The organism is Phytobacter massiliensis JC163 (assembly GCF_000321045.1).
Taxonomy (GTDB): Bacteria; Pseudomonadota; Gammaproteobacteria; order Enterobacterales; family Enterobacteriaceae; genus Phytobacter_A; species Phytobacter_A massiliensis.
The window spans coordinates 1,030,556-1,045,472 of record NZ_HE578945.1 but is presented as its reverse complement, the minus strand read 5'-3'; the positions used below and the strand labels follow the sequence as shown (position 1 = coordinate 1,045,472).

Annotated in this window: 14 protein-coding genes and 1 pseudogene; 4 read left to right on the top strand and 11 right to left on the bottom strand. The window is 55.0% G+C overall.

Going from position 1 to position 14,917, the window contains the following annotated elements; translation table 11 throughout:
* Window positions 1-73: 73 nt before the first annotated feature.
* Window positions 74-262: a YdiH family protein gene (locus ENTHG_RS25295; protein ID WP_044175304.1), complete on the bottom strand. Its 189-nt coding sequence runs from the start codon at window positions 260-262 to the stop codon at window positions 74-76.
* A gap of 836 nt (window positions 263-1,098) precedes the next feature.
* Between ENTHG_RS25295 and ENTHG_RS05205 the strand changes: the two genes are divergently transcribed.
* Together ENTHG_RS05205 and ENTHG_RS05200 are read left to right on the top strand one after the other, a co-directional pair.
* Entirely contained in the window at window positions 1,099-2,538 is a 1,440-nt protein-coding gene (locus ENTHG_RS05205) for an MFS transporter (protein WP_161624522.1), read from the top strand.
* 57 nt (window positions 2,539-2,595) lie between these two features.
* Window positions 2,596-4,275: a glycoside hydrolase family 43 protein gene (locus ENTHG_RS05200; RefSeq protein ID WP_044175280.1), complete on the top strand. Its 1,680-nt coding sequence runs from the start codon at window positions 2,596-2,598 to the stop codon at window positions 4,273-4,275.
* Between the two features lie 54 nt (window positions 4,276-4,329).
* Here the strand turns inward: ENTHG_RS05200 and ENTHG_RS05195 are convergent, their stop codons facing one another.
* Complete coding sequence (locus ENTHG_RS05195) at window positions 4,330-5,946, bottom strand: peptide ABC transporter substrate-binding protein (RefSeq protein WP_044175271.1); 1,617 nt, start codon at window positions 5,944-5,946, stop codon at window positions 4,330-4,332.
* A gap of 183 nt (window positions 5,947-6,129) precedes the next feature.
* Between ENTHG_RS05195 and mpaA the strand changes: the two genes are divergently transcribed.
* Window positions 6,130-6,843: a murein tripeptide amidase MpaA gene (gene mpaA, locus ENTHG_RS05190; protein ID WP_044175268.1), complete on the top strand. Its 714-nt coding sequence runs from the start codon at window positions 6,130-6,132 to the stop codon at window positions 6,841-6,843.
* On the opposite strand, the gene ycjG is transcribed toward mpaA, so the two are convergent.
* Entirely contained in the window at window positions 6,825-7,799 is a 975-nt protein-coding gene (gene ycjG, locus ENTHG_RS05185; RefSeq protein ID WP_044175265.1) for an L-Ala-D/L-Glu epimerase, read from the bottom strand. The two genes, mpaA and ycjG, sit on opposite strands and share 19 nt — an antisense overlap.
* Before the next feature lie 312 nt (window positions 7,800-8,111).
* Here ycjG and tpx point away from each other — a divergent pair, with 312 nt between their 5' ends.
* On the top strand, window positions 8,112-8,618 hold the full coding sequence (tpx, locus tag ENTHG_RS05180) for a thiol peroxidase (RefSeq protein WP_044175262.1): 507 nt from the start codon (window positions 8,112-8,114) through the stop codon (window positions 8,616-8,618).
* A 37-nt stretch (window positions 8,619-8,655) separates the two neighbouring features.
* Here tpx and tyrR read toward each other — a convergent pair whose 3' ends face one another.
* From tyrR to pspA, 8 genes and pseudogenes are all read right to left on the bottom strand, one after another.
* Window positions 8,656-10,197, bottom strand: a complete 1,542-nt coding sequence (gene tyrR / locus ENTHG_RS05175) for a transcriptional regulator TyrR (protein ID WP_044175259.1) — start codon at window positions 10,195-10,197, stop codon at window positions 8,656-8,658.
* 142 nt (window positions 10,198-10,339) lie between these two features.
* Window positions 10,340-11,404, bottom strand: a complete 1,065-nt coding sequence (locus tag ENTHG_RS05170; protein ID WP_044175258.1) for a YcjF family protein — start codon at window positions 11,402-11,404, stop codon at window positions 10,340-10,342.
* Window positions 11,401-12,800: pseudogene (locus ENTHG_RS05165) on the bottom strand (YcjX family GTP-binding protein). Before ENTHG_RS05165 ends, ENTHG_RS05170 begins: the two are co-directional and overlap by 4 nt.
* A gap of 110 nt (window positions 12,801-12,910) precedes the next feature.
* A complete protein-coding gene (gene pspE / locus ENTHG_RS05160) occupies window positions 12,911-13,225 on the bottom strand; it encodes a thiosulfate sulfurtransferase PspE (RefSeq protein WP_044175255.1) in 315 nt (104 codons plus the stop codon).
* Between the two features lie 83 nt (window positions 13,226-13,308).
* Window positions 13,309-13,527: a phage shock protein PspD gene (pspD, locus tag ENTHG_RS05155; protein ID WP_044175241.1), complete on the bottom strand. Its 219-nt coding sequence runs from the start codon at window positions 13,525-13,527 to the stop codon at window positions 13,309-13,311.
* A 17-nt stretch (window positions 13,528-13,544) separates the two neighbouring features.
* Complete coding sequence (gene pspC, locus ENTHG_RS05150; protein ID WP_044175229.1) at window positions 13,545-13,901, bottom strand: envelope stress response membrane protein PspC; 357 nt, start codon at window positions 13,899-13,901, stop codon at window positions 13,545-13,547.
* Complete coding sequence (gene pspB, locus ENTHG_RS05145) at window positions 13,901-14,125, bottom strand: envelope stress response membrane protein PspB (RefSeq protein ID WP_044175218.1); 225 nt, start codon at window positions 14,123-14,125, stop codon at window positions 13,901-13,903. The genes pspC and pspB overlap by 1 nt, the downstream gene beginning before the upstream one ends.
* Window positions 14,126-14,180: 55 nt before the next feature.
* Entirely contained in the window at window positions 14,181-14,849 is a 669-nt protein-coding gene (gene pspA, locus ENTHG_RS05140; protein WP_044175204.1) for a phage shock protein PspA, read from the bottom strand.
* Between the last annotated feature and the right edge of the window lie 68 nt (window positions 14,850-14,917).

Below are 14,917 nucleotides of genomic sequence, written 5' to 3'. Positions count from 1 at the left end.
ACTATTCCGCCTGAAAAAATAAATGATTTAAATAAAAAAAGCGCCCTTACGGGCGCGTTTCAGTGGATAACCATTAATGGATACCCAGACGCCAGGCAAAATCAATCTCTTCTTTTAACTCACTGTGCGAGAGGGTCAGCAGGTCGGCAAATTCCAGCCGGAGCTGCTTGAGCTTTTTCAGATACTCTGCTGGGGTTAATGCGCTTTTGTCGCGGCGCAGAAATTCGATGGCCAGTTGCGTGGGGTCAAGTTCGCTATGCATAACATCCTCATGGGTGATTAAAACATAACCACTATACCACACTTTACTGGCCGTTTTTTGACCAAAGTCGTGTTGCCGTCGGGTTTGTTCGTATACAGCCCGCATGTTCAGCGGCCTTGCGCTCATTGAAAAAAAAGCTTGCAAGGTTAAATGATAAGAATTATCTTTCTCAATACTGAATAGTTGAGCAAAACACTCAGGTATTCGGTACGACATTGCTCACATTGCTTCCAGTTTTTGTGCCCGTTTCCCGTGAAGCGGGCTTTTTTTACCCGCATCATCCAGCAGCGTAGACGCCTTTTGCGCTGGTCATTGTTGGCCGGGTTTCGCACCCGGCCCGGCTATCACTATTTCAGGCAGGCTATTTATTCAGTTAATAATTACCTTGCGTTTAATAAGGTTGAATCAACCATTCGAACGTTTACAGGGAAATCAGCGGCAACGGTATAGCCTGTATTATTCTGGCAAAGCACTCAATTACGTTATTTCACTCCGTAATTAAGAAAACACGCAAATGTGAACCACCTCGCAAATAACGGCACCCTATAATTACTCAAAACAACTATTCCTGTACTTTTCAACAGTACTTTAAATTAACCATGAAAGAAAGTAATCACCATTTTTGAATTATTAGAAAACTACCGTGATATTGCTGACACACAAAAACTTACTCTATTGAAAAGATGGCTCTCCTGAGGCTTTGCATCGACGATCACAGAAGTAAAAAAACATAATTAGTTAATTTGAAAACGTAATAGATTCAGCAAGAACATTTGTGTCAGAAAGTATTTCACCTACACAAAACCTGGAGTCTGCTTAGAATGAGTAACAACAATATGCAAAGTCGCCATGATGAATATCATATATTAACGCGCGGAGAGCGCATTGGTTATGGGATGGGCGACTTTGCGCAAAACCTTGTTTTCGGCACGATAGGCGGCTTTCTTGCACTACATATGTTGACGGTTAATACCATCAGTACGGCGACAGCAGGGTTTATATTTCTCTTTGTCCGCATCATCAACGTTTTTTGGGACCCCATGGTGGGAACGTATGTTGATAAAAGGACGTACGCGGCGGGGAAATATCGTCCCTGGTTGTTAAGAGCTGGCGTACCACTGGTGATCCTTTCCGCTTTACTTTTCGCCCCTATTCCTGGCGTCAGAGGTTCCGTACCCTTTGCCTTCATCGTTTATCTGGCGCTGGATTTAGTCTATTCAGTAGTCAATATTCCTTATGGTTCTCTCAATGCCTCCCTAACCAGAGACCCGGAATCCATCGATAAATTAACCAGTACGCGCATGATGCTGGCCAACAGCGCCAATCTTCTTGTCTATACCCTGTTCCCTATGTTTGTACAAATGGCCTCGCCGAAAGATCGCAGCCTGAAGGATACGGGTTTTTTTGGCATTGAACTCAATCTGGGGAACTATACCGACCCTTCCGCGAACTATGCCTGGTTCGGCGTTTACTCGATTTATATGATAATCGGCGCTGCGGCACTTTTCATTTGCTACAAATTCACCAAAGAGCGTGTTGTCGCAACGGCTGAACAGACTGCCAGCGTAAAAACGACCGACCTCTTCCTGGAACTGAAACGTAATCGTCCGCTCGTTATCCTCGGCCTGTTTTTCATGCTGGGCTTTACGTTTATGTTTTTTATGAACACGGTAAATGGCTTTTTCAATCAGTACGTTGTCGGACATTCGGAGTGGATGGGCGCCGTTGGCCTTGTTGCGTCCATTCCGGGGATCGCCTTCCCGATTTTTTGGCCGCGGCTGAAGAAAATTTTCGGCAAAAAAGGGTTCTTCCATCTGTTCCTGGCCATGTTTATTGTCGGTGAACTGTTGACCTGGGTGTGGTCACGCGAGGGGATGCACGATGCGCTCTGGCTGGCTTACATCGCCACTTTTATCAAACAGTGGGGGTTAACATCAGCCACCGGATTCATGTGGGCGCTGGTTCCAGAAGTCATTGCGTATGGCGAACTGAAATCCGGCAAGCGTAATGCGGCCATTATCAATGCCATTATGGGGCTCTTTTTCAAGGTAGGGTTTACTATCGGCGGCGCTATTCCTCTTTGGTTGCTGGCGGTGTACGGCTTTAATGAAACCGGCGCGCTGCAAAGTGCCAGCGCTATCAATGGAATTATCATGACTGCGGTCTGGATCCCGATTGCCTTAGCGGTTATCGCCATGATCGTTATTCAGGTCTATCCCATCACCGATAAAAATGTCACCGACATTAACCGCCAGCTGGATGAGATACGCGTGTAGTTCAAAACAATAAATTCAATGCGTATGTAACTTTTAATTTTAACGAGGTGTAATGATATGTCGCTTATTCAAAACCCTATTTTACGTGGATTCAATGCCGACCCGAGCATTATTCGCGTCAAGGACACTTACTATATCGCAAACTCTACCTTTGAGTGGTTTCCTGGCGTTCGTCTTCATGAGTCAAAAGACCTGGCGCACTGGAATCTTCTCCCTGCCCCACTGTCGACAAAGACGCTGCTGGATATGAAAGGCAATCCCTCCTCTGGAGGAATTTGGGCACCGGCGCTCTCCTACGCGGATGATAAATTCTGGTTAGTTTATACCGATGTCAAAGTAACCGAAGGCGCTTTTAAAGACATGACTAACTATCTGACCACCGCAACCGATATTCACGGCCCGTGGTCAGAACCCATTAAGCTTAACGGCGTGGGTTTTGATGCCTCGCTGTTCCACGATGATGATGGCCGGAAATATATAGTGCAGCAAACCTGGGATCATCGGGAGTACCATCATCCGTTCGATGGCATTACGTTGACGGAACTTGATACAAAGACCCTCAAATTAATTCCGGAAACCGCCCGCACGCTTTATCGGGGTACTGCCGTGGCGCTCGTGGAAGGGCCGCACCTTTATAAACTGAACGGCTATTATTATCTTTTCGCTGCGCAAGGTGGGACTGTATTCACGCACCAGGAGGTGGTTGCGCGTTCAAAAACGTTAGATGCCAACAGCTTTGAAACTGAGCCGGGCGAGGTGTTCTTAACGAACGTTGATACCCCCGATAGCTATATCCAGAAGCAAGGCCATGGCGCGCTGGTCTCCACCCCCGAAGGTGAATGGTACTATGCCTCGCTCTGTGCTCGCCCGTGGAACCGCCCCGGTGAGTCAGTCTACGATCCCCGCGGCTGGTCAACCCTTGGCAGAGAGACGTCTATCCAGAAAGTTTACTGGGATGAAGACGGCTGGCCACGGATTGAAGGCGGGCACGGCGGGAAGACCTATGTTGAGGGCCCGAAAGACGCCATTTTCACCGAGAGCGCAAAAGATAATAGCCAGCACGATGCATTTACCTCCGCTACGCTCGATCGCAACTGGAATACCCTCCGGGTACCGTTCTGCGAAAAAATGGGCACCACGGGCGACGGCAAATTAACGTTAGTGGGCCAGGGCTCGCTAGCCAATACCCACAACCTGTCGCTGATTGCCCGCCGCTGGCAGGCCTTCTATTTTGATGCCTCGGTCAAAGTGAAATTTAACCCTTTTAGCTATCAGCAAATGGCAGGGTTAACCAACTACTACAACGATCGCCACTGGAGCTTTGTTTTTATCACCTGGAATGAAATCAACGGCAAAGTGATCGAAATTGGCGAAAACAACCGCGGGAAATATACCTCATATTTAAAAGACGAGGCCATTAAGGTGCCGGATGATGTTGAATACGTCTGGTTCCGCACCAAAGTCAGGAAGGAAACATACAGTTATGAGTACAGCTTTGACGGGATTGCGTTCACTGAAATCCCCGTCAGGTTAGATGCCGCTGTCCTGTCTGATGATTATGTCCTGCAAAGCTACGGCGGGTTCTTTACCGGCGCGTTCGTCGGCCTTGCCGCCGTCGACTACGCCGGTTATGAGGCCCGCGCGGAGTTTTATCAATTCGATTATCAGGAGCTTGGCGATGCGTTAACCGCCAGCGGCGACTATAGCTGGAAGGCCAGCGAATCACGCGTTTATTGATACGCCCGGCCTGAACGCGGCGGTTGCCTGCTACTCACAGGCAACCGCTACTCATCAGTGTTTCAGCAGATACATGGTGCGGGTATAGGCCACATCTTCCGGGTTATTGATGGGGTAGCCCTTAAGCCATGGCTTGATCAGGCGACCGTTGGTGTACTGATAGATAGGAATGATGGGCGCTTTTTCGGCAATGATCTTCTCAGCGTTGTTGTAATCCGCGTTACGCGCCTCGGCATTGGTTTCCATCGCGGCCTGAGCGATGACTTTGTCATACGCCGGATCCTTAAAGCGGGCGATATTGCCGCTGTGGGTGGAAGTGAGCAGCGACAGGAAGGTTGAGGGCTCGTTGTAGTCCCCTACCCATGAGGCGCGAATGACATCGAAATTACCGGTATTGCGGCTGTCGATATAGGTTTTCCACTCCTGATTCTGCAATTTCACATCAATGCCGAGGTTCTTTTTCCACATCGACGCCACGGCGATAGCAATCTTCTGATGGGTCTCAGAAGTGTTATAGAGCAGCGTCAGCTTAAGCGGCCGCCCCGGACCATAACCCGCCGCCTGTAACAGCGTTTTCGCCTGCGCATTCAGCTCAGCCTGACTCGCCCCTTCCATAGCGGAAGGCTGTGGCTTAAAGCCTGCGGTCACGTCAGGGGTAAAACGCCATGCCGGTTTTTCCCCGGTTCCCAGCACCTTATCTGCAATGATGCGGCGATCGACACTCATGCTAAGCGCCAGGCGAACGCGGGCATCGGCAGTAGGCCCTTTTTGGGTATTGAGGGCGTAATAGTAGGTGCCAAGCTGCGGTGGGGTATAAACCTGGCCGGGGATCTCTTTCATCAACTTCTGGTACTGGTTTTTGGGAAACGACTCGGTAATGTCGATGCCACCCGCCAGATAGCGATTAGTGGCAGCCGTCTCCTGGTTGATAGGTACGAAGGTCACTTTCTTAATAACCGTTTTGGCGTTGTCCCAGTAGTGCGGGTTTGGCGTAAGCTCCAGCTTTTCATTCACGACACGGTTTGCCAGCACATAAGCGCCGTTGCCTACCAGCTTGCCCGGCTGCGTCCAGTCCGCTGCGCTTTCAACATTGGCTTTCTGCACCGGATAAAAAGCAAAGTTGGCGGCCAGGTTAACAAACCACGGCAGCGGCTTATCCAGCTGAACTTTGAGCGTGCGCGCATCAACTGCGCTCACGGCCAGTTTGTCCGGCGTTGCCTTGCCGTCAATGATCTCCTGCGCATGACCAATGCCCGCCAGGGCTGCAAACCAGGCAAATGGCGAGGTGGTTTTCGGGTCAACCAGACGCTGCCAGCTGTAGACAAAATCCGCCGCCGTGACCGGCGTGCCGTCCGACCATTTCGCATCATCCCTCAGGGTGAAGGTCCAGGTGCGGTTGTCGCTGCTTTGCCACCGAGTTGCGACGCCCGGAACGATCTCCCCTTTCTCATCCTGGTTCACCAGCCCTTCATAAAGATCGCGGATAACCTGAATTTCAGGCAGGCCGACGGCTTTTGCCGGGTCGAGGCTTGCCGGTTCATCTTTAATATGGCGTACCAGCTCCTGCTTTTGCGCCAGTACCGCGCCTTGCGGCACATCTGCGGCCAGGGCCTGGGTGGCGTAACCACAAAGTAATAGTGCACTACCGATCAATGAGACAGGATGCTTCATGAGATCCCCTTATAATTTGAAGCCGGGCGAAAGATGAGGTAATTATTTGTTTTAGAAAGAAGGAATGCAAACCTTCCGCCACGGAAAATTGACGGCGGTGCGTTTTACGGCAAGCGGCAACCATTTGCCCCGGCGCGGAAGATGCCCGACACTTACCTAAAGCCAATAAGACTAAGGACGATTATGCCAGCCCTACGCCCCCGCCCGGAACGCGGCGCGTTTCCCACCGGAAGCGAACAATATGGCCGCTCGCTGCTGGGCGCGCCGCTGCTCTGGTTTCCGGCTGCGCTCGCCTCCCATGCCAGCGGACTGATTATTGCCGGCACTCACGGCGACGAAACGTCGTCGATTATTACGCTTTCCTGCGCGCTACGTGCGCTAAAACCTGAGCTGCGCCGCCACCATGTGGTGCTGACGGTGAACCCGGACGGGTGCCAGCTTGGCCTGCGCGCTAATGCCAACGGCGTTGATCTGAACCGCAACTTCCCGGCGGCTAACTGGAAAACGGGTGATACGGTCTATCGCTGGAATAGCGCCGCCGACGAGCGCGACGTGGTGCTGTCAACCGGGGATGCCCCCGGCTCCGAGCCGGAAACGCGGGCGCTGTGCGAGCTTATTCATCGCCTGCATCCGGCGTGGGTGGTGTCGTTTCACGACCCGCTGGCCTGCGTCGAAGATCCCCGGCGCAGCCCGCTGGGTGAATGGCTGGCTGATGAGTTTGCGCTGCCGCTGGTTACAAGCGTCGGGTATGAAACGCCAGGCTCCTTTGGCAGCTGGTGCGCGGATATTAACCTGCACTGCATTACGCTGGAGTTCCCGCCGGTTTCGGCGGATGAAGCCAGCGAGAAGTACCTTAATGCAATGACCGCCCTGCTGCGCTATAACGCCGCAAGATGAAGCTGTCCCGACGTGAAACGGAGCGCCGGCTCCACATCTACCGCCAGCCAGGTTGGCCCGTCCAGGTCGGCGAAGCGCACGCCGCCCGCCAGCGGTAACGCTGCGCTAATGGCGCGGGAGGTGCAGATCATGCACCCGAGCATCAGGCCAAAACCCTGTTCGCGGGCAGCCTGAGCCAGCGCCAGCGCTTCGGTTAAGCCCCCGGTTTTATCCAGCTTGATATTGATCATCTCGTAACGTCCGGTCAGCGCCGCCAGCTGGTCGCGGGTGTGGCAGCTCTCATCGGCGCAGATAGGTAATGGATGGATAAAATTCGCCAGGGCGGCGTCATCGCTGGCCGGGAGGGGTTGCTCCAGCATGGCGACGCCAAGATCCGCCAGCAGCTGGCAGCGTGCCGCCAGCCCTTCAACCGACCAGGCTTCGTTCGCGTCGACGATCAGCGTCGCCTCGGGTGCTGCGGCGCGAATCGCCACCAGACGCTCGCTGATCAGATGGTCATCAAGTTTGATTTTAAGCAGGCTGGCCCCTTTTTCACATAGTGCCGCCGCGCTGGCCGCCATCTGTTCCGGCGTGCCTATCACCACGGTTTGCGCCGTCGTTACCGTATCCGGCAAGCTTGCGCCTGCGTGCTGCGCGAGCGTTAGCTGCCGCTGGCGCGCTTCCAGGTCCCAGAGCGCGCAGTCCACGGCGTTACGCGCCGCGCCGGCGGGCAACAGCGTCTGTAAGGCGTCCCGACTGAGGCCCGCTTCCAGGTCTTCCACAATGGTCATGATTTGCGCGATCACCGACGCCTCGCTCTCCCCGTAACGCGGGTAAGGAGTACACTCTCCGGACGCCCTTACGCCGTCTTCTTCAAGCTCGACCACAACCACCCTCGCCTCGCTGCGGCTGCCGCGAGCAATCATAAAGGGGCTATGTAACGGCCAGGTTTCCTCATAGACCTTGACGCTTCTCATCCATCTCTCCTGTGGCGGTAATCTTTCGATTATATACCCTAAATAATTCGAGTTGCAGGAAGGCGGCGACGCAGTAACAAATTCGTCTGGAACGAATTTGAACAGCCAAAGGCTGCCTTCGGTGAGGGACATGGATGTCCCTCATCCATCCTCAGGAGCTTACTCCAGTAAGTGACTGGGGTGAGCGAGGAAAGCCAACGCACATGCAACTTGAAGTATGACGGGTATAGGTGTGAAATTAGGTTTGCCGTGCTCCGTACTTTAGGAATACACTAGCGATGACGTTAACTATATGTAAACAGGAAGATATATATGTCACAGCTCGTCCATTTCCAGGGCAATCCCGTTTCCGTAGCCGGTAAGATCCCGCAGGCTGGCGAAAAAGCCGCGCCTTTTACTCTTGTGGCGAAAGATCTGTCCGATGTTGCATTAAGCCAGTTTGCCGGCAAACGCAAAGTTCTTAACATTTTCCCGAGCATTGATACCGGCGTCTGCGCGGCGTCCGTGCGCAAATTCAACGAGCTTGCCACCAGCGTCAACGACACGGTTGTACTCTGCATTTCTGCTGACCTGCCTTTCGCCCAGTCTCGCTTCTGCGGCGCGGAAGGCCTGAGCAACGTCATCACCCTCTCCACCCTGCGTAATCCTGAGTTTCTGGAAAACTATGGCGTGGGCATTGCCGAAGGCGCACTGAAAGGCCTGGCGGCGCGCGCTGTGGTGGTGATTGATGAAAACGACAACGTTGTTTTCAGCCAGCTGGTGAATGAAATCACCAACGAGCCGGACTACGCTTCCGCGCTGGAACTGCTGAAAAACTGATTTTCTGCCCGGCGCCTGAGAGTTGCCGGGCATTTTTTTACTCTTCGCCCCGCTTCTGGCTCAGGCCGTACTCCCGCAGCTTATTGGCAATCGCCGTATGAGAGACGCCCAGCCGTTTCGCCAGCTTACGGGTGCTCGGATAACTGCGATAAAGCTGCGTCAGTACTGAACGCTCAAAGCGGCCGGTAATCTCATCCAGAGAGCCTTCCATCGCCTCTTCGCCCACCGGCATCGTTGACGCCTCATAGTCCGGCAGCAGAATATCCTGCGAGCGCAGCTCGTAGCCCTCCAGCTGGGTCAGCGCCCGGTAGACCGCATTCTTAAGCTGACGAACATTGCCAGGCCAGCCATAGCGGGTGAGCACATTCGCCAGGTCGGCGGCAAGCTTGGGCCGCGGTACGCCCTGCTCATCGGCAAAGCGAGCGACAAACAGTTCGGTCAGCGGCATGATATCCTGCGGGCGCTCCCGTAACGGCGGCAGATTGAGCGTCAGTACATTAAGACGGTAATAAAGGTCCTCACGAAACAGCCCTTTTTGCACCAGTTCCACCAGGTTACGCTGGGTGGCGCAAATGACGCGCACGTCGACATGCACCTCATGATCTTCCCCGACGCGACGGAAGGTGCCGTCATTAAGAAAGCGCAGCAGCTTGACCTGCATACGCGGCGACATTTCGCCAATCTCATCCAGCAGCACTGAGCCACCGTTCGCCTGCTCAAAGAAGCCTTTTTTGCCTTCCGGCGCGTGACCAAAAAGTTCACTTTCCACGGCATCTTCGGGAATAGAGGCGCAGTTAAGCGCAAGGTAGGGTTTTGCCGCGCGCGGGCTGGCGAGATGGCAGGCATGGGCCAGCAGATCTTTGCCGGTGCCGGTATCGCCGGTAATCAGCAGCGGCGCGGAAAGCGTTGCCAGCTTGCGCGCCTGCTCAACAACCTGACGCATCTTGGGGCTCACCGCCACAATCTGACTAAAGGCGCTAAGGTCCTGCTGTGACAGGTTCTGTAGCTGCCGCCCCATCCGCACGGTGGAACGCAGCATCACCACCGCCCCGGTCAGAACCGGCTCGCCCGTTTCGCCTTCCAGATGAACGGGGGTGATTTCCATCAGGAAATTTTGCCCGTTGATGGCGACATGTTCACTGTGCGAATTCTGCGGGTCACTTTCCAGCCAGCGGCTGAAATTAAAACCGGCGATTAACTGCACGGCGTTATGGTTGCGCAGTTTCGGCTGGTCAAGGGCAAAAAGCTGGCAGCTTGCGGGGTTCGCCAGTTCGATTTTCCCTTTCATATCCAGCGACAGCACCGGCTCCGGCAGCGCTTCAAGCACCGCGTTTAACGCCCGATGTTCCCTTTCAGAGGGCATCCACAGCACGCGGCGTACATCGGTAACGCCAGGGATGCGGCGAATTTCAGCCATAAGGCTGCTGAATGTATCAAAAGCCAGGGCGGCAAAATTGAGGTAGATGCGCCCGATGGGGTCGATCTCAATCCCGCGCAAATCGATACCGCGTAACACAAGTAAATCAAGCAGTTCACGGGTCAGACCAAGGCGGTCCTCACAAAAGACTTCAAGACGCATGGATAGATCACCTAAATTGTTTACCAATGTCAGAATGATATGTCAGTTAGCTGCCGTGAGGAAGATGTCTGTCAAGAATAATTGACAGTTTGCGGAAATGCGGGCCGCTGCGGCGTAAACTTTTACGCGCAGCGGCACCGCCTTATGGCTCCCTGGCCGTTGGGGTGCGGTTTTTTTGCAGCGTTTCTTTGACCTGGGCAATAAGCTGACGGCGGAAATCCCCCAGCCGGGGCTTGTCGTCACCGGTCCAGGGAAGCGGTCGACACAGCTCCATTGCTTTAATGCCCAGACGCGCAGTAAGTAGCCCGGCGCCTATTCCCTGGGCCGCGCGGGCAGAGAGGCGCGCCGCCAGATCCTGCGACATCCAGTCCATACCCACTTCACGGACCAGCTCGCTGGCCCCCGCGAACGCGATGTTCAGCAGTACCAGCCGGAACAGCCGCAGGCGGCTGTAGTAGCCAAGCTCAATGCCATAGAGCGCAGCGATGCGGTTAATCAGGCGAAGATTACGCCAGGCGATAAATGCCATATCCACCATCGCCAGCGGGCTCACCGCAATCATCAGCGTAGATTCAGCGGCCGAGCGGCTGATTTCACGCCGCGCCTGATTATCAAGCACCGGCTGAACAATCTGCGCATACAGAGTGACGATTTCGCGGTCGTTTTGCGTTTCATGAATAGCGGCATACCAGCGTTGTAAGGCCGGATGGGCATGATCAAGCCCCGCCTGAGCCGCCAACTTTTCACAAAACGCCCGCCCTTTGCCGGTGGCATGGCTGTGCAGCAACTCCCGCGCTTCATCGCGTTCGTGGGCGCGCTGGCGCAATTTCCACAGGCGCCGCCATTCGCTGGCAACCGACCCCACGCCAGCCCCAACGATCAGCGCCCCGGCCGCGCAGCCGCCAAGCGCAACCCAGTCCTGCGTCTGCCAGGCATTGGCCGCCCACTGTACGCCCTGGCCAATCACGCTGACGCCAAAAATCGCCAGACCGGCCATGACCATTTTGCGCCACAGGCTGCGCTTTGGCCGCAGCGCAATCTCTACCGCTGCTTCAGCCGGGCCTTCGTCGACAATCTCCTCCGGCGCTACGGGCGCAAAGTTTTCCGCCTCTGCGCCATTAAACGCCTGTGCCGCTTTGAACTGCGGCGTGGTGATGGCTTCCAGGGGTCCCTCAAAATCAATACGCGGCTTTAGCGGTTCACTCATCGCAGTTTGTCCCCCAGTAAAAATTCCAGCGCCGCATCCAGACGGATGTGCGGCAGAGGCTTATCAACATCCAGCTGCGGCGGGCGAAACGATTCAAACTGAAAGCCCTGCTTTTCCCAGAACGCCTGGCCCGGCAGACGCGCCGGCACTTCCCCCGGGTAGACGGTCAGCGGCGCGCCATCGCTGAGCCGGTGACCACGCAACGCCGGGATTTTTTCGCCGTTGACGTCAATCAGCCCGCTCTGGGTAGCCTGCACCGATGCGAGGCCGACGCACTCCATACTGATGCCTTCAAATGCGGCATTCTGCCACGCGTCCTGAATCAGCTGCTGCAACAGCGCCACCATATTGCCGTGCTGATCGACCGTGATATGGTCCGCCTTGGTGGCGGCGAATAACAGCTTATCGATAACCGGCGAGAAGAGCCGACGAAAGAGGGTACGCTGGCCGTAGTGAAAGCTCTGCATCAGCTGCGTCAGGGCAAGGCGCATATCATTAAATGCCTGCGGCCCGCTGTTCAGCGGCTGCAGGCAATCTACCAGCACGATCTGCCGGTCGAAGCGCAAAAAAATGGTTCTTGTAAAAGTCTTTCACCACTTTTTTCGCAGTAGTAGTTGAAGCGCTCGCGCAGCATACCTGCGTTGGTCTGTTTGCCCGCCTGCGCCAGCTTCGCCTCGCCCGCCTCATCCACATCAGGCCAGGGGAAGAACTGCAGCGCCGGCGCGCCAGCCATATCCCCAGGCAGCACAAAGCGCCCCGGCTGTATAAAATGCAGCCCCTGCCGTTTGCACTGATGCAGATAATCCGTCCATGCGGCGGCGAGCTCCGCCAGACGGTTTTCATCCGCCGGGGCCAGCGGGTCGAGCCCGGCACTCATTTTGCGCCACGTCGCCGACCACTCAGCGCGCTGCCCCTGTAACAGACCGGTCATCTGCCGCGACCAGCTCAAATAGTCCTGCGCAAGCATGGGTAAGTCCAGCAGCCACTCACCCGGATAGTCGACGATTTCCAGATAGAGCGTAGAGGTCTCTTTAAAATGGCGTAATAACGAATCCCTGGAGCGAAAACGCAGGGCCAGGCGGATTTCGCTGACGCCGCGTGTCGGCGTCGGCCATGCTGGCGGCGCGCCATACAGCTGGGCCAGCCCTTCGTCATAGGTAAAACGGGGAATACCAAAATCGCGCTGCGGCACCCGCTTTACCCCCAGCAACCGCTCTTCGCGCACTGCGCTGAGCAGCGGCAGCCGCGCGCCCGCATGAATATTGAGTAGCTGATTGACCATCGCCGTAATAAAAGCGGTTTTCCCGCTGCGGCTGAGGCCGGTCACCGCCAGACGCAGATGGCGGTCCATTCCACGATTCACCAGCGCGTTAAGTTCATTTTTCCATCGTTCAATCGCCATTCCGTGCCGCCGTCAGGTAGAAGAATATAGTCACAGAGTAGATGAAGTGTGGTCATTGAGAAGGTTATCAAGGCGGCGAAAAACGCGGCCGCCTGAAAAGCGTGCTAGTTTGCCCGCACGCGCGGTTTATCAACCTGGTTGATGCCGCCAAGATTAATGACGTGCTGGTAGCCCATGCGGGAGAGGGTTTCGGTCGCGAGCGTGGATTGTCGCCCGGAGTTGCAGTAGAGATAGAGGGTGTCGTCTTTGGGCAGCGGAGTAAACGTGCCCGCCTGAATATCCCGCAGCGGAATATTCACCGCGCCCTCTACGTGCTCCTGTTGATACTGCTCGGGTACGCGAACGTCGATCCAGTGTTCTGCGGCAAAACCGCCAGCGCTAAAGGCCAGCGTAACGGCAATAAGTGTCTGTTTCAGCATGTATCCTTCCTTTTGTTTAATCCTTTTTCGACTATACACTGTGATGCCGTCGGGTTTTGCCGCGGTTATCGCAAATCGACCCGCTATTTCATATAGCGTTTCGAAAATTTAGTGGCCGCACGGTTAAGCAGAGGCTCAAGGGCCACGGCCAGCACCATGCGAAGCGGCTTACGGGCAACGGATTTTACCGCCCACCCCGCAACGCCTGCGGGGCCAAATCGCAGCGCCGCCAGCAGCGCCAGTTTGCCTGCGAACTTAATGCCCGGTTTCACTTTTTGCCTTGCCTGTTGCCATTTCGCCATGGTCTGTTGCCCTCTGATTAAAGCTGTCGGAATCGGCTGCGCAGGGAGAACGTGTCGGAAGTGACATAGCGCTCCATCTGCCGCAGGCGTTTTTCACCGGCGTCCAGTTCCGCGTCCACCGCGTCCAGTAGTTCACTGCTGGTGGGCATATGCTCGCCTTCTGACGCGTTATCCGGCATCGGGTCAAGTACAAACGTCATGATGATATAGGCCACCACAACCGGGAAGAACAGTCCGAACAGCATGGCCAGCACGGTGATCAAACGGATCAATTTCACCGGGACGTCGAGGTAAGACGCCACACCGGCGCAGACCCCTTTGACCATACCCTGCTGCGGAATGCGCCAGAGTTTTTTATAAGTAAAGTTGCTCATCAGCGATCCCTCCAGTTCGGATGTTCAGCGTCGAGAATCGCTTCCAGCGCCTGAATGCGTTCGCGCATCCTGCGTGATTCATCGGTTAACTGCGCCAGCCGCTGCTGCTCGCTCTGCGACAGCTCGCCGCGGGACGAACGGTTGTTGTAGTGCAGCCACAGCCAGACCGGCAAGACAAACAGCACAAACAGTGTCAGGGGAATTGCCAGAAAAAGCGCGCTCATGTGTACTCCTTACAGGTGATGAAGGCGGCGGCATCTCCCGAAGCCGCCAGCAATATTATTGATTATCTTGCTTCATTTTGGCTTTCAACTGCGCCAGCTGTTCGCTGATTTCGTCATCCGCTTTCAGCTCGGAGAACTGCTGGTCCAGCGTTTTTTGTTTACCAAAACCGTGGCTTTCCGCTTCGGCTTCCATATGGTCGATGCGACGCTCAAAAGATTCGAAACGCGCCATCGCCTCATCGATTTTGCCGCTGTCGAGCTGGCGACGCACTTCACGTGAAGAGCTGGCCGCCTGATGACGCAGAGTCAGCGCCTGCTGGCGAGCGCGGGTCTCGCTCAGTTTTTTCTCCAGCTCGCCAATCTCGCCTTTCATGCGCGTCAGCGTTTCGTCAACCTGGGCCACTTCCTGTTCAAGGGTTTCGATAAGCGTGGTCACTTTCTGCTTCTCAATAAGCGCGGCGCGGGCCAAATCGTCTTTGTCTTTACGCAGCGCCAGCTCCGCTTTTTCCTGCCATTCCGCCTGCTGAGCGGTGGCTTGCTCGATGCGGCGAACCAGCTGTTTTTTCTCTGCCAGCGCCCGCGCAGAGGTGGAACGAACTTCAACCAGCGTGTCTTCCATTTCCTGAATCATCAGGCGCACCAGCTTTTGCGGATCTTCCGCACGCTCCAGCAGCGAGTTGATGTTGGCGTTCACGATGTCGGCAAAACGAGAAAAAATACCCATAATGATGTCCTCTTGATTTCTGTTATGAGACACGAAGTCTGCTGTCTGGTTATTACAATCTTCGTGCC